Source organism: Ruegeria sp. YTSB088, from assembly GCF_059609825.1.
The window spans coordinates 24,754-48,169 of sequence record NZ_JBXWMM010000007.1 but is presented as its reverse complement, the minus strand read 5'-3'; the positions used below and the strand labels follow the sequence as shown (position 1 = coordinate 48,169).

The 23,416-nt window shown below is 57.5% G+C and carries 23 protein-coding genes; 15 read left to right on the top strand and 8 right to left on the bottom strand.

Annotated features, from left to right (window positions below):
* The first annotated feature begins 14 nt into the window (after positions 1-14).
* From AC2FFA_RS12565 to AC2FFA_RS12555, 3 genes are all read left to right on the top strand, one after another.
* On the top strand, positions 15-1,673 hold the full coding sequence (locus tag AC2FFA_RS12565) for an NAD+ synthase (RefSeq protein ID WP_496851886.1): 1,659 nt from the start codon (positions 15-17) through the stop codon (positions 1,671-1,673).
* Between the two features lie 313 nt (positions 1,674-1,986).
* Complete coding sequence (locus AC2FFA_RS12560; RefSeq protein WP_496682639.1) at positions 1,987-2,211, top strand: hypothetical protein; 225 nt, start codon at positions 1,987-1,989, stop codon at positions 2,209-2,211.
* A gap of 137 nt (positions 2,212-2,348) precedes the next feature.
* Positions 2,349-3,680, top strand: a complete 1,332-nt coding sequence (locus tag AC2FFA_RS12555; protein ID WP_496851885.1) for an NAD(P)/FAD-dependent oxidoreductase — start codon at positions 2,349-2,351, stop codon at positions 3,678-3,680.
* Positions 3,681-3,684: 4 nt separating this feature from the next.
* On the opposite strand, the gene AC2FFA_RS12550 is transcribed toward AC2FFA_RS12555, so the two are convergent.
* Positions 3,685-4,617 (bottom strand): MBL fold metallo-hydrolase, encoded by a 933-nt coding sequence (locus tag AC2FFA_RS12550; protein WP_496851884.1) that lies wholly within the window; start codon positions 4,615-4,617, stop codon positions 3,685-3,687.
* 116 nt (positions 4,618-4,733) lie between these two features.
* Between AC2FFA_RS12550 and AC2FFA_RS12545 the strand changes: the two genes are divergently transcribed.
* Together AC2FFA_RS12545 and gltX are read left to right on the top strand one after the other, a co-directional pair.
* Complete coding sequence (locus tag AC2FFA_RS12545) at positions 4,734-5,168, top strand: DUF1801 domain-containing protein (RefSeq protein ID WP_496672217.1); 435 nt, start codon at positions 4,734-4,736, stop codon at positions 5,166-5,168.
* Positions 5,169-5,243: 75 nt separating this feature from the next.
* Entirely contained in the window at positions 5,244-6,569 is a 1,326-nt protein-coding gene (gene gltX, locus AC2FFA_RS12540) for a glutamate--tRNA ligase (protein WP_496851883.1), read from the top strand.
* A 52-nt stretch (positions 6,570-6,621) separates the two neighbouring features.
* Here the strand turns inward: gltX and AC2FFA_RS12535 are convergent, their stop codons facing one another.
* A complete protein-coding gene (locus AC2FFA_RS12535; protein WP_496851882.1) occupies positions 6,622-7,191 on the bottom strand; it encodes a gamma-glutamylcyclotransferase family protein in 570 nt (189 codons plus the stop codon).
* A 93-nt stretch (positions 7,192-7,284) separates the two neighbouring features.
* Between AC2FFA_RS12535 and AC2FFA_RS12530 the strand changes: the two genes are divergently transcribed.
* Positions 7,285-7,731: an RrF2 family transcriptional regulator gene (locus tag AC2FFA_RS12530; protein ID WP_170346430.1), complete on the top strand. Its 447-nt coding sequence runs from the start codon at positions 7,285-7,287 to the stop codon at positions 7,729-7,731.
* A 2-nt stretch (positions 7,732-7,733) separates the two neighbouring features.
* On the opposite strand, the gene AC2FFA_RS12525 is transcribed toward AC2FFA_RS12530, so the two are convergent.
* Together AC2FFA_RS12525 and AC2FFA_RS12520 are read right to left on the bottom strand one after the other, a co-directional pair.
* A complete protein-coding gene (locus tag AC2FFA_RS12525; RefSeq protein ID WP_496851881.1) occupies positions 7,734-10,262 on the bottom strand; it encodes an ABC transporter permease in 2,529 nt (842 codons plus the stop codon).
* A complete protein-coding gene (locus AC2FFA_RS12520) occupies positions 10,259-10,954 on the bottom strand; it encodes an ABC transporter ATP-binding protein (protein WP_496851880.1) in 696 nt (231 codons plus the stop codon). Before AC2FFA_RS12520 ends, AC2FFA_RS12525 begins: the two co-directional genes overlap by 4 nt.
* Before the next feature lie 66 nt (positions 10,955-11,020).
* Between AC2FFA_RS12520 and AC2FFA_RS12515 the strand changes: the two genes are divergently transcribed.
* Positions 11,021-11,647 carry an arylesterase gene (locus tag AC2FFA_RS12515; protein WP_117870199.1) on the top strand — a complete coding sequence of 209 codons (627 nt, stop codon included), beginning with the start codon at positions 11,021-11,023 and terminating at the stop codon, positions 11,645-11,647.
* Positions 11,648-11,665: 18 nt separating this feature from the next.
* On the opposite strand, the gene AC2FFA_RS12510 is transcribed toward AC2FFA_RS12515, so the two are convergent.
* The 4 genes from AC2FFA_RS12510 to AC2FFA_RS12495 all read right to left on the bottom strand — a co-directional run bounded on the left by AC2FFA_RS12510 (position 11,666) and on the right by AC2FFA_RS12495 (position 16,115).
* The gene (locus AC2FFA_RS12510; protein WP_496851879.1) at positions 11,666-12,220 is read right to left on the bottom strand and encodes a L,D-transpeptidase; all 555 of its coding nucleotides are present in this window, start codon (positions 12,218-12,220) and stop codon (positions 11,666-11,668) included.
* A gap of 165 nt (positions 12,221-12,385) precedes the next feature.
* Positions 12,386-12,592, bottom strand: a complete 207-nt coding sequence (locus AC2FFA_RS12505) for a cold-shock protein (RefSeq protein WP_117870195.1) — start codon at positions 12,590-12,592, stop codon at positions 12,386-12,388.
* 668 nt (positions 12,593-13,260) lie between these two features.
* Positions 13,261-14,898 (bottom strand): sulfatase-like hydrolase/transferase, encoded by a 1,638-nt coding sequence (locus tag AC2FFA_RS12500; protein ID WP_299899032.1) that lies wholly within the window; start codon positions 14,896-14,898, stop codon positions 13,261-13,263.
* Positions 14,899-15,080: 182 nt separating this feature from the next.
* The gene (locus AC2FFA_RS12495; RefSeq protein ID WP_117870189.1) at positions 15,081-16,115 is read right to left on the bottom strand and encodes a fatty acid desaturase; all 1,035 of its coding nucleotides are present in this window, start codon (positions 16,113-16,115) and stop codon (positions 15,081-15,083) included.
* Between the two features lie 318 nt (positions 16,116-16,433).
* Here AC2FFA_RS12495 and rplO point away from each other — a divergent pair, with 318 nt between their 5' ends.
* The 8 genes from rplO (at position 16,434) to AC2FFA_RS12455 (ending at position 23,414) form a co-directional block, all read left to right on the top strand.
* Positions 16,434-16,907, top strand: coding sequence for a 50S ribosomal protein L15 (rplO, locus tag AC2FFA_RS12490; protein ID WP_117870187.1), 474 nt, complete (start codon positions 16,434-16,436; stop codon positions 16,905-16,907).
* 109 nt (positions 16,908-17,016) lie between these two features.
* Positions 17,017-18,381, top strand: coding sequence for a preprotein translocase subunit SecY (gene secY, locus AC2FFA_RS12485; protein WP_117870185.1), 1,365 nt, complete (start codon positions 17,017-17,019; stop codon positions 18,379-18,381).
* Positions 18,378-19,022: an adenylate kinase gene (locus AC2FFA_RS12480; RefSeq protein ID WP_496851878.1), complete on the top strand. Its 645-nt coding sequence runs from the start codon at positions 18,378-18,380 to the stop codon at positions 19,020-19,022. Before secY ends, AC2FFA_RS12480 begins: the two co-directional genes overlap by 4 nt.
* 401 nt (positions 19,023-19,423) lie before the next feature.
* Positions 19,424-19,792, top strand: a complete 369-nt coding sequence (gene rpsM / locus AC2FFA_RS12475) for a 30S ribosomal protein S13 (RefSeq protein ID WP_496851877.1) — start codon at positions 19,424-19,426, stop codon at positions 19,790-19,792.
* Between the two features lie 15 nt (positions 19,793-19,807).
* Entirely contained in the window at positions 19,808-20,197 is a 390-nt protein-coding gene (gene rpsK / locus AC2FFA_RS12470) for a 30S ribosomal protein S11 (protein ID WP_058283499.1), read from the top strand.
* 114 nt (positions 20,198-20,311) lie between these two features.
* Positions 20,312-21,328, top strand: coding sequence for a DNA-directed RNA polymerase subunit alpha (locus AC2FFA_RS12465; protein WP_117870179.1), 1,017 nt, complete (start codon positions 20,312-20,314; stop codon positions 21,326-21,328).
* A gap of 118 nt (positions 21,329-21,446) precedes the next feature.
* A complete protein-coding gene (gene rplQ, locus AC2FFA_RS12460; protein WP_117870177.1) occupies positions 21,447-21,866 on the top strand; it encodes a 50S ribosomal protein L17 in 420 nt (139 codons plus the stop codon).
* 162 nt (positions 21,867-22,028) lie between these two features.
* A complete protein-coding gene (locus AC2FFA_RS12455; protein ID WP_496851876.1) occupies positions 22,029-23,414 on the top strand; it encodes a trypsin-like peptidase domain-containing protein in 1,386 nt (461 codons plus the stop codon).
* Positions 23,415-23,416: the final 2 nt, after the last annotated feature.

Sequence of the window (23,416 nt, the reverse complement as noted above, 5' to 3'; positions counted from 1 at the left end):
GGCAAGAGGGCAGCATGGCCGACCGATTCCGCATCACTCTGGCGCAATTGAACCCGACAGTAGGGGATATCGAAGGTAACGCGGCCAAGGTCGTTGCCGCGTGGGAACAAGGCAAGGCCGAGGGTGCCGATCTGGTGGCGTTCCCCGAGATGTTCATCACCGGCTACAACACGCAGGATCTTGTTCTGAAGCCGGTGTTTCATCACGCGGCCATGGATGCGGTCGAGTCTCTGGCCGAGAAATGCGCCAAAGGGCCCGCGATTGCCTTGGGTGGTCCGTGGGTCGATGACGGAAAGCTGTATAACGCTTATCTGATCCTGAAGGGGGGGCGGATCACCAGCAAGGTTCTAAAGCACCACCTGCCGAATGAGACTGTTTTCGACGAAGTGCGCCTGTATGATGCGGGTCCTCTGGGCGGTCCGTATTCGGTTGGCAACTTCCGGATCGGCAGCCCCATCTGCGAGGATGGCTGGCACCCGGATGTGGCGGAAACGCTGGAGGAAGCCGGGGCCGAGTTTCTGCTGATCCCCAATGGATCGCCCTATTTCCGGAACAAATACGATGTACGTCTGAACCATATGGTCGCGCGCGTGGTCGAAACGGGCCTGCCGCTGATCTACCTGAACATGGTTGGCGGGCAGGACGATCAGGTGTTTGACGGTGTCAGCTTCGGTCTCAACCCGGGCGGAGAACTGGCCTTCCGGATGCCGGTGTTTGACGAAGTGGTTGCGCAGGTGGATCTTGCGCGTGGCGATGATGGCTGGCGCATTGTGCCTGCCGAGATCGTGCCTCAGCCGGATGTGTGGGAGCAGGACTATCGCGCGATGGTTCAATCCCTGCGGGACTATATGGGCAAGACCGGTTTCAAAAAGGCATTGCTGGGATTGTCCGGCGGGATCGATTCCGCGTTGGTGGCAACTATCGCGGTGGACGCTATCGGGGCCGACAACGTTCGCTGCGTGATGTTGCCGTCGGAATATACCAGCCAAGCATCATTGGACGATGCCGAGGCCGTCGCCAAGGCACTGGGTGTGCACTATGACTATGTGCCGATTTCGGAAAGCCGGGCTGCTGTCACCAACACTCTGGCTCCGTTGTTTGCGGGGTTGGATGAGGGATTGACCGAGGAAAACATTCAGTCCCGCCTGCGCGGGCTATTGCTGATGGCGATCTCGAACAAGTTTGGTGAAATGCTGTTGACCACCGGCAACAAGTCCGAGGTCGCGGTAGGTTATGCCACGATCTACGGCGACATGAATGGCGGTTACAACCCGATCAAGGATCTGTACAAAACCCGCGTGTTCGAAACCTGCCGTTGGCGCAACGCCAATCATCGAAACTGGATGATGGGGCCTGACGGAAAGGTCATTCGCCCGTCAGTCATCGACAAGCCACCTAGCGCCGAACTGCGTGAGGATCAGAAGGACAGCGACAGCCTGCCGGACTATCCCGTACTGGACGGGATACTTGATATTCTGGTCGATCAGGATGGGTCCATCGCGGATTGTGTCGCCGCTGGATTTGACGAGGCGGATGCGACACAGGTCGAACATCTGATCTATATCAGCGAGTACAAGCGTTTCCAGTCCGCTCCGGGTACGCGCCTGAGCAAACGGGCATTCTGGCTGGACCGGCGGTACCCGATCGTGAATCGCTGGCGCGAACGTCGCTGAAAGCCGAAGGTTCACCAGGTAATTGGAAACAGTGAAGTTTCCTTTGCGCGCATTGTTCCCAGGTCGGGGGGTGTTGCCTGTGGAAAGAGGCAAAAAAGGCCAACCCAGACTTGTTTGGATGACATTTTTCTGACACATTTTTGCTTGGAAGTTGCCCAATGTGGGGCGGATGCGACGCATTGTTTGTTGAAATTGCAAAGCTGATTTTGGTGAACGCGACGTATCCGAGGTTGGATGTCTGAGTGAATGGTTTGGTGTTAAAATGTACGAGGACTATGGAAGATCGCTTCATGCGCCTTTGAGATGGCGCACAATGGAATCTTCGCCGCAAGAGTTGGATGAAGAGAAGCTGGATTCAGCAATTGCCGATTTGTTGAATGAGCAGCGGCAGTCGGAAGATCAGAGAGTGGCGATGTTGCGGCCAGAGTTTCCGCAATTGCTTCCACAGGAAGATGTGTCTGCACAAGCAGCACTGAAAGAAAAACGGTTGTCTGCGATCTTGCGCCAGAAATGGGCGGAACTGTCCGGCGCAGCGTAACCTTCGGCCCGCATTCATAGCCTCAGGCGTCTGGGTCACAGATGCCAAAATTCGCTTGGTCGCGGTGACGGTTTGTATTGCCTATGCTTTGTCTCTTGGTCTCCATAACGGTCCAAGCGACAGAGTAAGGCCTATCGATGACCGCTCCTAAACCGACTCCTGTAGAATCTGATCTTGCCCTGCCAAAATCCGTTGATGTTGTGGTCATTGGCGGCGGTATCATTGGCGTTTCAACAGCGCTGGAACTTGCAGAGCGGGGCGCCTCGGTCCTTTTGTGCGAAAAAGGGCAGATTGCCTCCGAACAAAGCTCTCGCAACTGGGGGTGGGTCCGTCTTGGGATGCGGGACCCAAGGGAAATTCCCCTGATGCAAGAATCGTTGCGCATCTGGCAGACGCTTGATCACCGGCTGGACCGCAAGACAGGGTATACCCAATCCGGTATCCTTTTTGGCGCATCAGGTAAGCGGGATGCGGGGAACATGGAACGTTGGCTGCACCACGTGGAGGGTTTGCAGACCGGCGCGCGGATGGTTTCGGGCGGTGAGTTGGCAGACCTTTTGCACGGCAACCAAACGGGCATTGAAACCGCGCTGTACATGCCACAGGACGGACGTGCTGAACCACAATGGACAGCCCCTGTAATCGCCCAGGCTGCGCAGGATCGGGGCGCTGTGATCATGACGAATTGCGCCGTACGCAGTGTGGACGTTCAGGCTGGCTGTATCGCTGGTGTTTTCACGGAACGTGGCAAAGTTGCCAGCAGCAGTGTCGTTCTGGCCGGGGGCGCGTGGTCGCGCCTGTTTGCTGGCAATGCGGGGATCGAACTGCCGCAGCTGAAAGTCCTGAATACGGTGCTGCGCACATCCCCCATCGCAGAGGGGCCCGAGGCATCGTTGTGGTCGGATGACTTTGCGATCCGAAAACGGGCCGATGGTGGTTACACAATTGCGTCCGGTCACGAGAATACTGTGGACATCGTGCCGGACAGTTTCCGGTTGGCGATGCGGTTCCTGCCAGCTTTCGCACAGGAGTGGAAATCTCTGCGCTTTCGCCTGTCCAAACGCTGGCCGGTCGAAGCAAAACAGAACCGGATATGGCTGCCAACCGATGTGACACCATTCGAACGGTGCCGGATCCTGGACCCTGAACCGTCGCAAAAAACGTTGCGACGCGCCTGGGCCAGCGCGTGCAAGGGATATCCCGCTTTGCAAAAAAGCGAGATCGTACAAAGTTGGGCAGGTATGATCGATGTGACCCCGGATGCCATTCCGGTCATCTCGGGCGTGGATGACCTGCCGGGAATGTACATCGCCACGGGGTTTTCAGGCCATGGTTTTGGAATCGGACCCGGGGCGGGACGACTGATGGCTGATCTGGTCTCAGAAACAGTGCCTTGCGTGGACCCGGCTGCCTTTCGCCTGTCGCGGTTCAGCGACGGTTCAAAAGTGCGACCGGATCCGGGGTACTGAAAGCTTAGCCCATCATCTGGTAGCTGACCGGGACAAAGCGGAAGCCTTCTCCGCGTGCCTCAACATAACCAGCACCGGGGAAAGGCATGTGATAGCCGACCATAGGCACCTTGTCGGCAGCCAGCATGCCAAGGACATTGCGGCGTGCGGCAGTTGCTGCGGCCTTGTCCATATCGAACCGGACTTCCCATTCGGGATGCGCGAAAGACCAGACATAGTGGTTGGCCAAATCCGCTGTCAGCACCAGACGTTGCCCGTTGCTTTCCAGATGGTAAACCGTGTGGCCCGGTGTGTGGCCATAAGCGGCAACCGCGGTAATGCCAGCGGCAACCTCGCCCCCGTCTTCGACAAAGGTCATTTTCTCGGCCAGTGGTGTGACTTTTTCAGCGACCAGATCGCCCACACGATTGCCTGCGTCCTGCGCAGCCCAAAAATCATATTCCGAAGCCGCCGTCACGTAGCGCGCATTTGCGAAGGTGGGCGTGCCTTCGGTCGTCATGCCACCGATATGGTCAGGGTGCATATGCGTTATCACGACCACATCGATCTGATCCGGGGTCACACCTGCATCTGCCAGAGCGGCCTGTATGCCGCCTTGCCCCAGGCCGGTATCGAACAGAACCAGCTCTGAGCCTGTATTGACCAGCGAGGGGGTAAAGAAAAACTGTGTGACGTCCGATGGAATAAAGTTCTCAGAAGAAACCCGGGCGAATTCTTCGTCCGACGCTCCGCCCCCAAAAATCTCTTTGACTCCGTCGCGTGGAAAGCTGCCATCCAGCAGGGTCGTGACCGTGAAGTCGCCAACATGAAATGACTTGGCGATGGTCGAGTTTGCTTTGGTTTCCGGGCTTGCGGCCAGAACCGGTGCGGCCGCAGTTGCAAACGGCAAGGCGGCAGCAGTTCCCAAAGCGGCGCGGCGTGTGAGTTTAATTGTCATCTTCGTTCTCCCTGTCAGGACTTCATTGGTTCAGTTAGGGCGTCGTGAGTCTGTTGCCAGTTTATACGCCATCCAGATGGGGTGCATGGATGAATATTACGTGTTAAATTTTGTTCATGGCGCGATCAGACAACAAGACAGTTCCGACGGATCAAAGCGTTGAGCATTTCCTGACGACGGTTCAACCGGCACGTCGCGCCGAAGACGCGCACGAGCTTGACAAACTGTTTCGCGCCACCACCGGGTATACACCGCTCATGTGGGGACCGTCGATCATCGGGTATGGCCGCTACCACTATCGCTATAAATCGGGTCGTGAAGGGGACTTTCTGGCAACCGGATTTTCACCGCGCAAATCAGCTTTGGTGATTTATATCATGCCGGGTTACGCAGATTTTGGAGATCTGGTGGCCAGATTGGGAAAGCACAAACTGGGTAAGTCCTGTCTTTATGTCAACAAGCTGGCGGATATCGACTCGGGAGTATTGTCCGAGCTAATTCGCGCCGGATTGGACGATCTCAACAGGGTGTGGCCGGTAAAACCTTTCTGAATCACCTGATGGACCAAGCGGCGGCTGGACAAAAACGCCCCCATGTGACAAGAGCCGCGCCAACAGGAGACACCCATGACAACCACCCGTTTTGCCCCGTCGCCCACCGGTTACATCCATGTGGGCAACCTGCGCACCGCCCTTATGAACTATCTGATTGCCCGCAAAGCAGGCGGTACGTTCATCCTGCGCATCGATGATACCGACCCTGAGCGGTCGAAAGAAGAATATGTCGATGCCATCAAGCAGGACCTGGAATGGCTGGGTTTGCATTGGGACCGGGTCGAGCGTCAGTCGGACCGTCTGGATCGCTATGCCGAGGCGGCCGATAAGCTGCGCGCGATGGGCCGTTTGTACGAGGCATTCGAAACGCCGACCGAACTGGATCTGAAGCGCAAGAAGCAACTGAACATGGGCAAGCCGCCGGTCTATGACCGCGCTGCGCTGAACCTGTCGGAGGCCGAGAAAGAAGCCTTGCGCGCCGAACGTGGCAACGGCGTCTGGCGCTTCAAGCTGGATCATGAACGTATCGAATGGAATGACGGCATTCTTGGCGACATCTCGATTGATGCGGCGTCGGTTTCCGATCCGGTTCTGATCCGTGGCGATGGTCAGGTTCTCTATACGATTGCGTCGGTTGTGGATGATATTGAAATGGGCGTAACTGATGTTGTACGTGGTTCAGACCATGTGACCAACACGGCGACGCAGATCCAGATCATCAAGGCGTTGGGCGGGCGTTGTCCGCGTTTTGCCCACCACTCTCTGCTGACAGGTCCGCAGGGTGAGGCATTGTCGAAACGGCTGGGCACGCTGGCCTTGCGCGATCTTCGTGAACAGGGTGTGCAGCCAATGGCGTTGCTGAGCCTGATGGCGCGTCTGGGCTCGTCGGATCCGGTCGAGCTGCGCTCGGAAGTGGAAGAGCTGATCGACGGGTTCGATGTGAACCGATTTGGCGCCGCACCGACCAAGTTCGATGTGCAGGATCTGTTCCCGCTGACCGCCAAACATTTGCAATCGCTGCCGCTGGCCGATGTGGCCGGTGCAGTTGCGGATGCCGGCGTTCCCGATGAATTGGCGGAACCTTTCTGGGCCATGGCCCGCGAAAACATCACCACCCTGGCCGATCTAAAGGACTGGTGGGAGCTGTGCCGTGACGGGGCCGATCCCTTGATCGCCGAAGAAGATCAGGAATTCATTGCCGAGGCGATGGCTTTGCTGCCCGAGGGTCCGTTCGACGGCGAGACCTGGAGCACCTGGACCAAAGCCGTGAAAGAGGCAACCGGTCGCAAAGGCAAAGGCCTGTTCATGCCATTGCGCAAAGCGCTGACCGGCATGGAGCGCGGCCCGGAAATGGCTGCTTTGATGCCGCTGCTGCAGGTGATCCGCGCGCGCGGCTAACGCTGTGGTACACGACAGTTATGGGCCACGTCATCGGCGTGGCTCTTTTTCGTCAAGCCGGTTGCTCAATCCGAACCGACAAACTGGTCAGGCGGTCATCGACAAAATCACGCTCGACAGGTTTGAGTTGCTGGTGGCGTGGATAACGCGGTTCGGCGCGATCATTCAGGATCGGGGCGTCCCAGCCGGTTGTCGTCTCAAAGAATCGATCCGCGCCGTCCTCGCCGAAGGCCCGCAAGTAACCCTGCACGACAACATCGATATAGCTGAGCAGCAACGGGTGGTGATTGCTGGGCTGGCTGTGCCGATCTTGCGGGACGGCGTAGACAGCTATTTCGACATCGTGAGTCAGGGGATGCGAAACCGAATGCGTTGCAGGAATTCGGTCATACGCCCATTCCCGCTCATCCAGCGCGGCCCAGTCATTTTTTGGCACATGCGCAATCATGCCGTCGATCTCAGACTCGGGGTCGGGCACAGCAGTCAGAAATGCCACGGGGCGCAGATCAGTGTGCCTCCAGGCCCGCCGCCAACCTTTCAGTCGCGCGGGGCGCGGATCGGGAAAATCATGCGTCGCGAGGTTCACAAGGCTGCCATAGCCAAAGAAATAGGGGTCGGCCATCCGAGAAGTGTCCTTTCGGTCGATTGATGTATGTCAAACCGCTTTTTTCCCGGACATGCAATAAGGTTGCATCTTGAGTTTAGGGAGGCCCTCATGCGGATTACCAAACGGACGAATATCGCTGTGCGCCTGTTGATGTATTGCGCAGCTCACCCGGACAGGCTGGTCACGAAATCCGAAATCGCCGAAGTGTGCAACATTTCGGAAAACCATCTGGCGCAGGTGATCAATCAGTTGAGCCAGCTGAATTATCTGAGCACGCAGCGCGGTCGTAACGGTGGAATGTCGCTGGCGCGCCCGGCGGACCAGATACGCATAGGTGCGGTATTCCGGCATGTTGAAGGCGCTTTGCCCATTGCCGAGTGTTTCGCCGACGCTGACAACACGTGCCCGCTCACGGATGCCTGCCGGTTGAGGCTTGCGCTTCAGGATGCGGCAGAGGTGTTCTATGCGTCCCTGGACGATGTTACCCTGGATGCGTTGGTATGTGACAATGATCCGCTGCTGAGGCTCTTGCAGCCTGTGGCCTGCGTGCGCTGATTTCAATCGCTCGCGCGCAATATGCGCGCCGGACGCACTGAAAGTGGACGCAGGGCAAATGCCAGTCCTGCACATAACGTGACGCCTATCCCGGCCAGAACGATGCCGAAGGCCGATGACCAGATGACCGTGAACTCTGTGTCGAAGATGTAGGTAGCGACGGCCCAGCCGCCCAGAATACCAACGAACAGCGCGACGCAACCCGCGGCGGCCCCAAGCAGAACAGATCGCAGGCCAAAGCTGCGCAGAATATGGCCGCGGTCTGCACCTAGTGTCTTGAGGATTGCTGCTTCGTATCTGCGGGCAGGTTCGCCCGCCGCCGCTGCGCCGATCAGCACCAGAAATCCGGTCAGCAGAGATACTCCTGCGCCATACGAGGTTGCTGCGGCGATGCCTGCCAACAGGCCCGATACACGGTCAATGGCGTCGCGCACCCGAATGGCCGTGATATTGGGGAACTGGCCTGCAAGATCCCGCAGGATGGCCGCCTCGGCCTGTTCTTCGGCATAGACTGTCGCGATAAAGCTGTGCGGCGCACCAGCCAGCGCAGACGGGTTCATCGACATGACAAAGCCCATTCCCGCCGTGGAGAAATCCACCTCGCGCAGGGACGTCAGTTCTGCCGTGATGTCACGCCCCAGGATATTGACGGTCAGCTGGTCGCCCAGGTTCAGACCCATCTCTTCAGCTTCTTCTGCGGCAAAACTGACCTGAGGCGCGCCCGCGTAGTTTTCAGCCCACCATTCCCCTGCGGTCAGGCGTGCGTTCGGCGGAGGCTGAACCGAATAGGTCACGCCGCGATCCCCTTCCAGCACCCAGTGATCTCCGGCCACGTCCCGAGCGGGCCGGCCGTTGATCTGCGTGATGATCCCGCGCAACATCGGTGCGCTTTCAATGCGGCTGACTGCGGGGTCGCTTTGCAGGCGCTCGGTGAAGCCGGGCATTTGATCCTTCTGAATGTCTACAAAGAAATACGAAGGCGCGACATCCGGCAGGTTGCCCGAAATAGCGTTTCGCAGGGTGCCGTCGATCTGCCCGACCGCAGCCAGCACTGACAAGCCCAACCCCAATGACAGAACCACAGACCCTGCGCCTTCGCGCGGGTCTGAGATGGCGGACAATGCCCATCTCAGTGTGGGTCGGCCGCGGGCCAGCGGAGCACTCGCCCGGGCCAGTTTGCGAACGGCATAAGCGGCGAGGCTCAAGAGCGCCAGTGCGCCAACGAGCCCGCCACTGGTCCAGAGGGTGAGCCGGGTTGAGCTGCTGAACCATGAAGCAAGGGCGATCAGCAACGACAACCCAACTCCTGTCGCCACGACAAAAACAAGCCGCGGAAATGGGCGGGCCGAGCTTAATGCGTCGCGAAACAACGTCGCGGCGCGCACATCCTCGGTTCGGGCCAAAGGCCAAAGGGTGAACAGGAACGCTGTAAGCAGACCGTAAATTGCTGCCTCAATCAGCGGCTGTGGATACAGGGAAAACACTGCGGGAACCGGCAATTGGCTTTCCAGCAGTGGGGCCAGAACAAGCGGTGCCAATCCACCCAGGGTCAGGCCGATCACGATCCCGATGACAGACAGCACGCCAATTTGAATCATGTAGGTTTGAAAAATGGTGGCGCGATCGGCCCCCAAGGTGCGCAGCGTCGCAACGGTTTCCGTCTTCTGCGTCAGATAAGCACGCACGGCAGCAGACACGCCGATGCCGCCGACGGCAAGCCCGGACAGCCCGACAAGGACCAGAAAAGCACTCAGGCGATTGACGAACTCGGATATTCCGGGGGCACCGTTGCGCGCATCCGTCCAGCGCATCCCGGTGCCTTCGAATGCCGCATCAGCCTTTGCGGATACATCCGAAAGGTTTGCGTTCTGGGGCAAGATCATCCTGTATTTTGTCGAAAACAGCGTTCCGGGTTCCAGCAGACCGGACGCCTGCAACGCCTCGGTTCGTACCAGAGTGCGCGGCCCAAGGCCAAATCCATCCGCCGCGCTATCGGGCTCGTTCAGCAAGGCCGCTGTCAGGATGAACTCTTGCGTACCAAGCGCAAATCGATCACCGATGGACACCCCAAGCCGGTCTATCAGCGCGGGTTCCATCACGGCCCCGGGTAAGTCGGAACTGCCGTTCAGGGCGTCTTGCAGCAGGATGTCGGGTTCCAGCCGAACCGTTCCAATGAGTGGGTATGCATTGTCGACCGACTTGACCTGAGTCAGTGCTCGTTCCGGATCTGTAGCGCCGGGCACAACGGCCATCGAGCGGAAATCGACAATCTCGGAAACTCGCGCAGACGCCTGTTGCATCCAGGCACGCTCGGCCTGGTCGGCAAAACGATAGGTGAACTCAAGTTCGGCATCGCCGCCCAGCAGGGATGCTCCTTCTTGTGCCAGCCCCGTCTGGATGGCCGTACGGACCGATCCGACGGCGGCAATTGCTGCGACCCCCAGCGCCAGACAGGCAAGCAATATCCGAAAACCGCGCAGGCCACCGCGCAACTCGCGACGCGCGAGCCGCCCGGCCATCCACAGGCTCATTCCGCAGCCTCCTGCCGGGTCTCTTCGGTGATCCTGCCGTTGCGTAACCGAACGACCCGATCACATCTTTCTGCCAACGAAAGGCTGTGTGTCACCAGAACTAGGGTCGCATCGAATTGCCGGCGTAAACCAAACAGCAGATCAACAATCGCGGCGCCATTCGTTTCGTCCAGATTCCCGGTCGGTTCATCAGCCAACAGGATTTTGGGACGTGGCGCAGATGCTCGCGCCAAGGCAACACGTTGTTGTTCACCGCCCGAAAGTTGCGCCGGATAATGATCACGACGATGCGACAGGCCCACGGCTTCCAGCTCATTCCCGGCCCGGTCGAACGCATCCTTGTGCCCCGCCAGTTCCAGTGGGGTCGCCACGTTTTCAAGTGCCGTCATTGTCGGGATCAGATGGAAGTTCTGAAACACCACCCCCATACTGTCGCGTCGAAACCGGGCCAGTGCGTCCTCATCCATTCCAGTCAGGTCCTGACCCAGAGCGACGACCTGACCGCGCGTGGCCTGTTCCATCCCTCCCATCAACATCAGCAGCGAAGACTTGCCCGAGCCCGAAGGCCCGATAAGCCCCAGCGTCTCGCCCTTGTTCACTGTCAATGAAATGTCATGCAGAATATCGACCCGCCCGGCATTGCCATCCAGTGACAAAGCGGCATTTTGGAGGGCAAGAACAGCAGTCGTCATGGGTCTACCCGAAAAAGGAGCGGTCTTTTGGGATATGGAGCGATCACTACATTGCGCAAGGCTTTGATGGCAGGCCTTTTCACGTGGTGCGGTTTTGCGGCCACAGCCGAACAAGTGGTGATTGCGGCTTTGGGAGACTCGCTGACTCAGGGCTATGGGCTGGTGGAGGAGAGCGGGTTTGTTCCGCAGCTTGACCGTTGGCTGCACGCGCAGGGGGCGGATGTCAGGGTAATCAACGCCGGCGTTTCGGGCGATACCACAGCGGGCGGGGCCGCGCGCGTAGATTGGACCCTGACCCCGGATGTGGACGGTATGATTGTTGCCCTTGGCGGTAATGACGTGTTGCGTGGGATCGATCCAGCCGTCTCGAAGGCCAATCTGCGCAGGATCCTGGACGTGGCGCGTGACGCGAATGTACCGGTTCTGCTGATCGGCATGCAGGCTCCGGGTAACTACGGGGCCGATTACAAGCAAGCTTTCGACGGGATGTACCCTGACTTGGCGAACGAGTTCGACGTCCTCTTCGCCGCTGGTTTCTTTGAAGGGCTTGCAGCAGGGGGTGACCCCGGTGCGGTATCACAGTTCATGCAGCCTGACGGAATACATCCAAACGCGGATGGGGTGGCAAAGATCGTTGAATCTCTGGGCCCGTCCGTGCTGAAGCTTGTTGATCAAGCCGGTGGAGAAAGATAAGCGCCCACCCAGGGACGATCAGACGACTGTAACGACAGTTCCGATTGGGACCCGGTTGTATAAATCGATCACATGTTCGTTCAGCATTCGAATGCAACCGTTGGACACTGCCCGACCGATGGTTTGCGGCTGTGTCGTGCCGTGGATACGGAAATAGGTATCGACACCGTTCTGGAACAGATACAGCGCCCGCGCGCCCAGTGGGTTGTCTCCGCCTCCGGGTTGGACATAGTCATTGTCCTTGAATTTTGCGTAAGCGACGGGATCACGTTCGATCATTTCATTGGTCGGACGCCAGGTCGGCCATTCCTTTTTCACATCGATGGTAGCTGTGCCGGTAAACTCCAGACCGGCCTTGCCGACACCGCAGCCATAGCGGATCGCTTTGCGAGGTTCAGTCACGTAGTAAAGATAGAACGAGCGGGGGGCGACCAGCAGCTGACCGGGCACAAACTGCTTTTTGATGCGCACGAATTGCGGTGTCGGATCATACTCGACCGCTTTTTTCGCGCTGGCGATACCCGGCAACATGCTGGCCGCAGCCCCAGCCAAAAAAATACGGCGTGTAAACATCGAAACCCTCATCGAATGACCAATAAAACCTGAGTACCAGTTTCATCATGATATGATATTTGGTCAATTCTAGGGCAGACATCACGTGGACGTGATGTGTCCTGCCTGCCACCGGAGGTCGCGGCGGGAAGAGGGCGAGGGGGATCCCCTCACCCGATATCAAGCTTAGGCCAGCTGGATGCTGTCGGCGCTTTCGCGGCCGTCACGACCGGCACGCAGCTCGTACGTGACTTTCTGGTTGTCGGCCAAGCCGGTCAGGCCCGAACGTTCAACGGCCGAGATGTGTACGAATACATCTTTGCCGCCCTCATCCGGTGCGATGAAGCCGAAGCCTTTAGTGGTATTGAACCATTTTACGGTGCCTGTAGGCATATCCGTGTCTCCTGTTTTAGTGCTGCCCACGGAGTTGCGGCAGCCTGGCGTCGTCGGTCTGTATCGATAGACTGACTGCCGATGAAGGAGACAGTAGGTCGAATAGATAAACGTAAGCTCTTTTCATATGGCATCGGTGCGAGACTGTGACAAGAGATTTTGTTGGATTTGTGCAAGGGTTTGCGGGTCAATTGTCCGGTTTGTACAAGATTCCGCCGACGGGTTTGACCATCGTTTTGAGTGCTTTCTATATGATGTGTTTTTTGGGTCGGAGCATACAAACGGAAATCAGAATCCGTTAACCAGGCCCGTGATCTGGTCACGGCACGAGCGATGTCCACAGTGCCCGCATTCCCGGGGGCGAAGGTTCTTCTACCGCGTTGCTGCCTTGCCCAGCAGTGTCAAACGGATTGAGCGGCCACTCTTGATTATCACGGCTGCTGTGCGGCTTGGCATTCATGCTGCCCCAGGCTCTCTCAATCAGAAGGTCACGCCCTTTTTCCGCAGCCACGCTGGTCGCGGTGCTGTTTGCCATTGGACAGGTCGTGCCCAAGACGGGGTGGCCAGAGACAAGTGGACATGTCGATGGTTTTACCCTCTTTCAGGGGCATATGGGCTTTCTTGATGTCTTTCCGTCTAACCGGCTGACCGAAAGTACTAACCTACTCTCACTGCCAGCTCGAAAACACTTCGCGGGCCTTTTCACTTTCCGGGCGCAGATTCTCGATCCCTCCATAGGGCACACCTTTGCCCAGTGGCAGGTGAGGGTACTTTTCGATCATCTTCTGGTGCCTCTTCATCATGTCCTGAAAGGACGCACCGGACCAGAGTGAGCCGCCGATGTCCGGCGTGGATTCACGAGGGTCACGCAGTATATTGAAAACCGGGGCTGCGGCGCCGGGCACACCCGGCGGCGGCATGTGCATCTTGAATTCCTGCTTAACAATCGAACGCAAAACAGGGCCTTCATAGATATAGACATAGTCTCGGCGTGAATTCCCTTCGCCCTCCAATAGCAAGGCCGTCTGGTCGATCCCGTCAATTACCCGATCACGCGGGATATGTTCACTGCCGCCCGCGATCCGGGCAAGCGTGGTGTACAGGTCTGAGACATGAATAATATCACCGGCATAGCTGCCCGCTTCGATTGCGGCCGGCCATCTGACAAAAGCATCGACGCGCACTCCTCCCTCAAGATGTTCAGCTTTTCCACCCCGATAGATCAGTTCCATCATTCCTGAATCCGGGGAATACTGCTTGAAAATCCCGTTGTCCGCCATCAGGACGACAAGCGTGTTTTCGGACACGCCCAAGTCATCAATCCTGGACAGCAACTCTCCTATCCACGCATCCACAACTTCCATCTTGTCCGCCATGAAGCCGCCATTCCGGCTGGTTTGCTGTTCGGAATAGGTGAAGTTCAGCGGGTACAATGGCCAGTATTGAAGAAAGAACGGAGCGTCTTCCTGTGAAAGCCTTTCAAGCTGCTCCATCGCCTGAGCTTGGTAGCGTTCGTTCATCCGTTCGTAATGCGCCTGCGTCCATTCTTCACCCGGAGCAAGATCGACTTCACGGGCCAAACCGCCTTCTTCAGCTTCCAGGCCCGTTACAAGCCCGTAAGGTTTGAACAACTCGTCGATGGCAAACTGACCAGATTGTGTGGACCGGTGCCAACCATTCAGGTTGGTCGCTGCCGCGGCTTCGGGAGTCATCAAGCTCAACTGCACTTGCTGATGAACGGGAAAGAACGCCTGATCAAACCCCTGATTATGCGGGAACGATTGCTCAATGTCCCCCTGATGCCACTTGCCAACATGGGCGGTGTTATATCCCGCTTTCTTCAGGATCTCTGCCAGAGTCACTTCGTCCGCCGACAGACCTTCGCCAACCAATGCCACCTTAACTTCTTCCTGGCCTGCACGAACAGGGTGTCGACCTGTCAGGAATGCAGTTCGCGTAGGGGTACATGATGGCTCTGTATACATTCGCATCAACGACAGGCTTTCTGATGCAAAATCGTTGATCTCCGGGGTGTCAAATCCAGCCACGTAATTCAGCGCTCGATTGCCCATCAGGCCGAAACTCACGTCGTCAATCAAGATATAGACAATGTTCGGAGGGCGGTCGTTGTTGGCGGATCGAATATCTGCCAGCTTTGCGCTCAAATCGGCATCTTGGGCGTCCCATCGGTCGCCGAACTGAGCCCTGAGAAACTGGTACTCACCGTCATGCACTATCGGCTGATCCTGAGCATGAAGAAGTGTTGCGGCAGTTACTGCCAGTGAAAAAACAACGTGAAAACGCATCTGTCCCCCCCCAGACTAATTCACATGGAGGATAACGGCCGGAAGCAAGTAGTCAAATATTCGATTTGGAGAAAGTGAGTAGCCGCGTTTCGCCTAGAGACGTACGACTGCACCTTGGGTGCGAGTCATGAGTGCATCGTTTGCGAGGTTTTGGTTGCGCTCAGCCTCGCTGAACGCGCCCTTTACCCGTAAAGTGCTCGTGCCTCGGCGAAGGACAACAGGCGGCGGCTCTGCTCGTCCCACAGATGCAGGCGCGCGTTGGCGAGGCTTTCGCGGATTGTCATCCGGTTGCTGTTCGCCAGCTCATCATGATCGCGCAGTACTTCGGTCAGGCGGTAGAACGGAATACGGCTGTAGAGGTGGTGTACATGGTGGATGCCGATATTGGCGCTGAACCACTGCAACACCGAGGGCAGGATGTAGTGCGAACTTCCGTGCAACGCCGCTTCGTGTAGTTGCCAGTCTTCATCGGATTCCCAATGTGTGTCCTCGAACTGGTGTTGTACGTAGAACAGCCAAACTCCGGCCGTAGCGGCAATCAGTGTCGAGGGCAGGAAGATCAGCAACATCGGCATCAGCCCGCCAAAATAGTAGATGGCCACGAGTGCAACCAGAATGGCAAGATTGGTGGCCATCGCGCTGACCCAGAACCTGACGCTGTCTGTCAGGCCCAGCGGAAGGCGGTTTTGAAACAGGAACAGATAGCCAGGGCCAAGCACGAACAGGGTAATCGGGTTTCGATACACGCGGTACCAGAACCTGTTCATCGGTGTTTTGGCCTGATACTCGGCCACGGTCAGGGTGTGGATATCGCCCATCCCGCGCTTGCCCAGATTGCCGGAACTGTTGTGATGTGTGGAATGGGTGCGGCGCCAGACGTCATAAGGCGTCAGCGTCAGAACTCCGATTCCACGCCCGATCCAGTCACTGATCGTTCGATTCTTGAAGAACGCGCCGTGCCCGCAATCATGCTGAATGGCGAACAGTCGCAACAGGAAGGCCGCGTTGAGGACGGAAATCGCAAAGGCCAGCCAATAGCTGACTGACAGCGACATCCAGGACAAACCCCATAACGCGAAGAAGGGGATAATACTGACACCCAACTCGAAGAAGCTGCGCAGCTGGTCCGGTTCGCGATATTTGGCAAGCGTCGTTACCCAGTCGCGTGCAGCGGTAGTCTCCGGCTTATCCCGGAGCGAGAGAGAGGGTTCAGTCATACGCCTGCCAGTCTAGTGTTTGCAGGCAACCGGATAGACTACCACCCCGGCATGGCAAGAGGTTTTTGACAAAGTTGCTATATTTCGCAGTCAATTTTCGGTCAGAAGCGGGCTGGGGTGCCCTTTCTGTATCACTTGGACAGCCTGGTTCGGGACCCTCTGCCGACATCGCAAGGCGGATGGCAATCTACAGGCTTGTCAAGTGTGGTTATCGGGCCTATACGCCTGCGGTGGCTTTCCGCCACGAGAATCAAAACCAAGAAATGCCGTGTTTGGCCCATCACGCTTCGGGGTCATATCCGGCTTAGGAGAAGCGAAATGAAACTGAATGAATTGCGCGACAATCCTGGCGCCTCAACGAAACGCACGCGCGTTGGTCGTGGTCCGGGTTCCGGCAAAGGTAAAATGGGTGGCCGTGGTATCAAAGGCCAGAAATCCCGTTCGGGTGTGGCCATCAATGGCTATGAAGGCGGTCAGATGCCCTTGTACCAACGTCTTCCCAAGCGTGGCTTCAACAAGCCGAACCGCAAGGAATTCGCCGTTGTCAACCTGGGTCTGATCCAGAAATTCGTCGAAGCCGGCAAACTGGACGCTACGGCTGCGATCACCGAAGACGCTCTGGTTGCGTCCGGTCTGGTCCGTCGCAAGCTGGACGGTATCCGCGTTCTGGCCAAAGGCGAAATCAGCGCCAAGATGAACCTGGAAGTGACCGGTGCTTCGAAATCTGCTGTCGAGGCAGTTGAGAAAGCGGGCGGTTCACTGAAGGTCACAAAAGCTGCTGCGGCAGAGTAATCGCTTGTGAGCGGGCAAAGACCCGCTTACATAGACCTCAGAGTTTTCCAAGACGCCGTCCGAGCCGGAAAACGGTTCCGGGCGGCGTTTGCATAAGAGAGACCGATTTATGGTATCAGCAGCAGAACAAATGGCAGCCAACACAAGCTGGGCTGCTTTAGGCAAAGCCACCGATCTGCGCAACCGCATCCTGTTCACGCTGGGTTTGCTGATCGTCTATCGTCTGGGCACCTTCATTCCGGTGCCGGGGATCGACGGAGCAGCATTGCGCGAATTCATGGAGCAGGCGGGGCAGGGCATCGGCGGCATGATTTCGATGTTCACCGGCGGGGCGCTGGGGCGGATGGGTATCTTTGCCCTTGGCATCATGCCCTATATCTCGGCCTCGATCATCGTTCAGCTGCTGACATCGATGGTTCCCGCGCTCGAGCAACTCAAGAAAGAGGGCGAGCAAGGGCGCAAGAAGATCAACCAGTACACCCGGTTCGGCACCGTGGCGCTGGCCACCGTTCAGGCCTATGGTTTGGCCGTTTCGCTGGAATCGGGCGATCTGGCGACCGATCCGGGTCTCTATTTCCGGATGTCGACCATGATAACGCTGGTTGGCGGCACCATGTTCCTGATGTGGCTGGGTGAGCAAATCACCGCACGCGGTATCGGCAACGGCATCTCCCTGATTATCTTCGTGGGTATCATTGCCGAGGTTCCGGCCGCTCTGGCGCAGTTCTTTGCAAGCGGACGCAGCGGTGCGATCAGCCCTGCCGTCATCGTTGGCGTGATCGTCATGGTGATCGCTGTCATCACCTTCGTGGTGTTCATGGAACGTGCATTGCGCAAGATCCACATTCAGTATCCGCGCCGTCAGGCCGGTATGAAAATCTACGAAGGCGGCTCAAGCCACCTGCCGGTCAAGGTCAACCCTGCGGGTGTCATTCCGGCGATCTTCGCCAGCTCGCTGCTTCTGCTGCCGGTCACGATCTCGACCTTCTCGTCAGGTGCTGCGAACGGACCGATCATGTCTTGGCTGCTGGCCAATTTCGGCCCCGGACAGCCGCTTTACCTGCTGTTCTTTGCGTCGATGATCGTGTTCTTTGCGTATTTCTATACGTTCAACGTGTCGTTCAAACCGGACGATGTGGCGGACAACCTGAAAAAGCAGAACGGATTTGTGCCCGGTATCCGGCCCGGCAAGAAAACCGCCGAGTATCTGGAATATGTGGTCAACCGCGTTCTGGTGCTGGGTTCGGGCTATCTGGCGGCGGTCTGCCTGCTGCCCGAGATCCTGCGCGGCCAGTTCGCCATTCCGTTCTATTTCGGTGGCACCTCGGTTCTGATTATCGTCTCTGTGACCATGGACACGATCCAGCAGGTTCAGAGCCATCTGCTTGCGCATCAATACGAAGGGCTTATCGAAAAGTCCCAACTGCGTGGCAAAGGCAAGAAACGCGGCAGAAAGGGAGCTGCTCGTCGATGAACATCATTCTTCTGGGCCCCCCGGGGGCAGGCAAGGGAACGCAGGCGCGTCACCTGGTTGAAACCCGCGGTATGATCCAACTGAGCACGGGTGACATGCTGCGCGAGGCGCGGACCAGCGGCACAGAGATGGGCAAGAAGGTTGCAGCGATCATGGACGCGGGCAAGCTCGTCACCGATGAGATCGTCATCGGTCTGATCGAAGAGAAACTGACCACCGAAAAAGGCGCTGGCTTCATCTTTGACGGTTTCCCGCGCACATTGGCACAAGCCGATGCGTTGGCAGCTTTGCTGACCAAGCTGGGCCAGTCGCTGCACACTGTGATCGAGATGCGCGTAGACGATGACGCCCTGGTGGATCGGATCACCGCACGCTCGACCTGTGGCGGATGTGGTGAGGTCTACAACGACAAGACCAAGCCGATCCCGGCTGATGGAAAGTGCACCAATTGCGGCAAGGAAAATGACTTCGTGCGTCGCGCCGACGACAACGAGGATAGCCTGCGCACGCGTTTGATGGAGTATTACAAGAAGACGTCGCCGCTGATTGGGTATTACTACGCCAAGGGTGATCTGCGTCCGGTGAACGGGCTGGCGGATATCAAGGAAGTCACCGCTTCGATCGAAGCCATCTTGGGCTGAACGTCAGGTTTTTGGTGTTCTAGAATGCCTACAACAAGGCTTCTGCCGTATTTCTGGTTGGCCTTCTTGGGGGCATTGTACTGTGTAGATTAGCCGTGATGAGTACTAGGTGGCCTGAATACCCATATGGATTTTTGTAACGACCAAACCAGCATTCATTTCATCTTCGATCAGTATGTCAGAGAGAAGGTTTGCTGGCCAGATTGATATGGACTTGACGCCAAGCTTAAAAGCCCATATCGACCCCCATCCCTAAAGGGAATCAAGATCGCGTGAGGGATTCGTCGCTTGCGCCCCGACCACCTCGAATAATACTGGACCCTCTGGCGTCACTGCCACGGTCAGGTGTTGTGAAAAAAGGTTCCGGAGTTACGGAACCGCAACAAAAAGGAAAGTGACACGTGGCACGTATTGCCGGCGTAAACATCCCGACTGCAAAGCGGGTACCTATCGCCCTCACATATATCACCGGTATCGGAAACACCTCGGCCAAAGCGATCTGCGATGCCGTAGGTATTGAAGCGCACCGTCGCGTCAATGAATTGTCCGACGCCGAAGTTCTGGCCATCCGCGAGCACATCGACGCAAACTTCACCGTCGAAGGTGACCTGCGTCGTGAAGTTCAGATGAACGTGAAGCGCCTGATGGACCTGGGCTGCTATCGCGGTCTGCGTCACCGCCGCAACCTGCCGGTTCGCGGTCAGCGTACCCACACCAACGCTCGTACCCGCAAAGGCCCCGCAAAGGCCATTGCTGGTAAGAAAAAATAAGGGAGGGTCTGACTGATGGCACGTGACAAGACTCGCGTTAAGCGCAAAGAGCGCAAGAACATCGCATCGGGCGTTGCCCATGTGAACTCGACCTTTAACAACACCAAGATCCTGATTTCGGACGTGCAGGGCAACGCCATTGCATGGTCCTCTGCCGGGACCATGGGTTTCAAAGGGTCGCGTAAATCGACACCCTACGCCGCTCAGATGGCTGCAGAAGACGCAGGCAAGAAGGCGCAGGATCACGGCGTCAAAACGCTCGAAGTCGAAGTTCAGGGGCCCGGTTCGGGCCGTGAATCGGCACTGCGCGCGTTGGCTGCAGTGGGCTTCAACATCACATCGATCCGAGATGTGACACCGATTGCTCACAACGGTTGCCGCCCGCCGAAGCGTCGTCGCGTCTAAGCGATTTGGAATTGAGCTGGGGCTGTGTGTACGCACGGCCCCAGCACGTCATTTTGAACCTCGGGCGTCTGCACCTTGTTGGTCATGGGGCGCGGACAGGAATGGAGGGATTACATGATCCACAAGAATTGGGCAGAATTGATCAAGCCGACCCAGCTGGAAGCCAAGCCGGGTAATGATCCTGCACGTCAGGCCACCCTGGTTGCTGAACCGCTGGAGCGTGGCTTTGGTCTGACCCTGGGCAACGCCCTGCGCCGCGTCCTGATGAGCTCGCTGCAAGGTGCGGCCATCACCAGCGTCCAGATCGACAACGTCCTGCACGAGTTTTCGAGCGTGGCAGGCGTTCGTGAAGACGTCACCGACATCATCCTGAACCTCAAGCAGGTTGCCTTGCGCATGGAGGTCGAAGGCCCCAAGCGCCTGTCGATCAATGCCAAAGGCCCCGCAGTCGTCACCGCCGGCGACATCAGCGAGAGCGCCGGCATCGAGGTTCTGAACCGCGATCACGTCATCTGCCACCTGGACGATGGCGCAGACCTGTTCATGGAACTGACCGTCAACACCGGCAAAGGGTATGTCTCGGCTGAGAAGAACAAACCCGAGGATGCGCCTATCGGCCTGATCCCGATCGACGCGATCTATTCGCCGGTCAAGAAGGTTGCCTACGACGTTCAGCCGACCCGTGAAGGTCAGGTTCTGGACTATGACAAGCTGACCCTGAAGATCGAAACCGATGGTTCGATCACGCCGGAAGACGCGCTGGCTTTTGCCGCTCGTATCCTGCAGGATCAGCTGTCGATCTTCGTCAACTTCGACGAGCCGGAATCGGCAAGCCGTCAGGACGAAGACGATGGTCTGGAATTCAACCCGCTGCTCCTGAAGAAGGTGGACGAGCTGGAACTGTCGGTCCGTTCGGCAAACTGCCTGAAGAACGACAACATCGTTTACATCGGCGACCTGATCCAGAAGACCGAAGCCGAGATGCTGCGCACCCCGAACTTCGGCCGCAAGTCGCTGAACGAGATCAAGGAAGTGCTGTCCGGTATGGGTCTGCACCTCGGCATGGATGTCGAGGACTGGCCGCCCGACAACATCGAAGATCTTGCCAAAAAATTCGAAGACGCGTTCTAAGCGCGTCTTCCCCAATGCCCGGGTTTCCGGGGACAAAATGGGCATATCCGCCCCAAGGAGAGCCGGTGACACGCATCGCCGGCCAGACAAAGCAAAACGCTGAAGAAGGAACTAGAAAATGCGTCACGCACGTGGTTACCGCCGCCTGAACCGTACTCATGAGCACCGCAAGGCTCTGTTTGCGAACATGGCTGGCTCGCTCATTGAACATGAGCAGATCAAGACAACTCTGCCCAAGGCAAAAGAACTGCGCCCGATCATCGAAAAGCTGGTCACTCTGGGCAAACGCGGCGATCTGCACGCCCGCCGTCAGGCCGCATCGCAACTGAAAGAAGACAAGGACGTCGCCAAGCTGTTCGAGGTTCTGGGCCCTCGCTACGCCGAGCGTCAGGGCGGTTATGTCCGCATTTTGAAAGCTGGCTTCCGCTATGGTGACATGGCCCCGATGGCGATCATCGAATTCGTTGACCGCGATCTGGACGCCAAAGGCGCGGCCGACAAGGCACGCGTTGCCGCCGAAGAGGCTGCCGAAGAATAAGATCTGACACATGGTCAGGTTCGAACCTCCGTTCGGGAAACCGGACGGAGGTTTTTTCGTTCTGGCTTTCCGGGACATGTTACGGGACATACTGGAGCGCCGACTTGCAATTCAGATTGCGTGTCAGCATATCTGGGCCAATCACAAAAAAACGGAGCCACCATGATCCGCGCAATGCTGACCCTTGTTGCTTTGACCTGCGCTACGCAAGGTATGGCCGAAACGACAGTTCCGCAGTCACAGGCTGAGATTTCGCTGGGATTCGCACCGGTCGTAAAACAGGCCTCACCAGCGGTTGTGAACATCTATGCCAAGATCGTCCGGCAGGACCGGGCAAGCCCGTTTTTTTCGGATCCGTTCTTTCAGGACTTCTTTGGCCGGGGTTTTGAAGAACCCCGTCAGAGAGTTCAAAACTCGCTGGGTTCTGGGGTTATTCTGTCTGGCGATGGGTACGTTGTTTCCAACTATCACGTGGTCGGGTCCGCGACCGAGATCCGGGTTGTCACGACGGACCGACGCGAGTTTTCGGCTGAGGTTGTGCTGGGTCACGAGGAAAGCGATATCGCGATCTTGCGTCTGGAAGGGGCCGAAGACCTGCCTTACCTGACCCTTCGCGATTCCGATCAGGTCGAAGTCGGAGAGCTGGCCCTGGCCATCGGAAACCCATTCGGGGTGGGGCAGACGGTGTCGTCCGGCATCATCTCGGGGCTGGCGCGCACGGGCACGGCAACCGGGAATAGCCGCGGGTATTTCATTCAGACAGATGCTGCAATCAACCCGGGTAACTCCGGTGGGGCGCTGATTGATGTGAATGGCCATCTTATCGGGATCAATACTTCCATTCTGACCCGATCGGGTGGATCAAATGGCATCGGCTTTGCTATCCCTGCCAATCTGGTGGCGCAATTCCTGAAGCAGGCGCAGCAGGGGAATGACAGTTTCGTCAGCCCGTGGGCGGGAATGTCGGGTCAACACATGAGCGCAGATATCGCGGAATCCCTTGGTCTGGCCATCCCGTTGGGCGTTGTGATCTCTGACCTGCATGAACTCAGCCCGCTGCGCGACGCGGGGCTCAGAGTGGGAGATGTGGTAACGCATGTGGACGGGGATGAGGTAAACTCGCCGGCCGAGATGAAGTTTCGGATGTCGGTCGCCGGGGTTGGTGGAACCTCGGTTCTGACCCGTTTGCGCGGCGCGCAAAGTGAAGGTGTTGAGGTGGCCCTTATCAAAGCCCCCGATGTTCCGGCCGCCGAAGAAACGACGTTGAATGACAGAACCGTTCTTCCGGGCTTGGTGGTATCTCGGGTCAATCCTGTCATGATCACCAAGATGGGTTTGTTGCTGTCGCAGACCGGTGTCGTCGTGGTGGATCCCGGTCCGTACGGCGCAAGGGCGGGTTTGCGATCCGGTGATATTCTTGAAAGCATCAATTCTGAAGAAATCCAGCGCCCTCGGGACGTTGAGACGGCGCTGACCGACCCGGGCCGTCGCGTGCAGATAGGTCTGCTGCGCGGGGGGCGGTCCGTTTCTTTGCGGTTCCGGTTGTGACC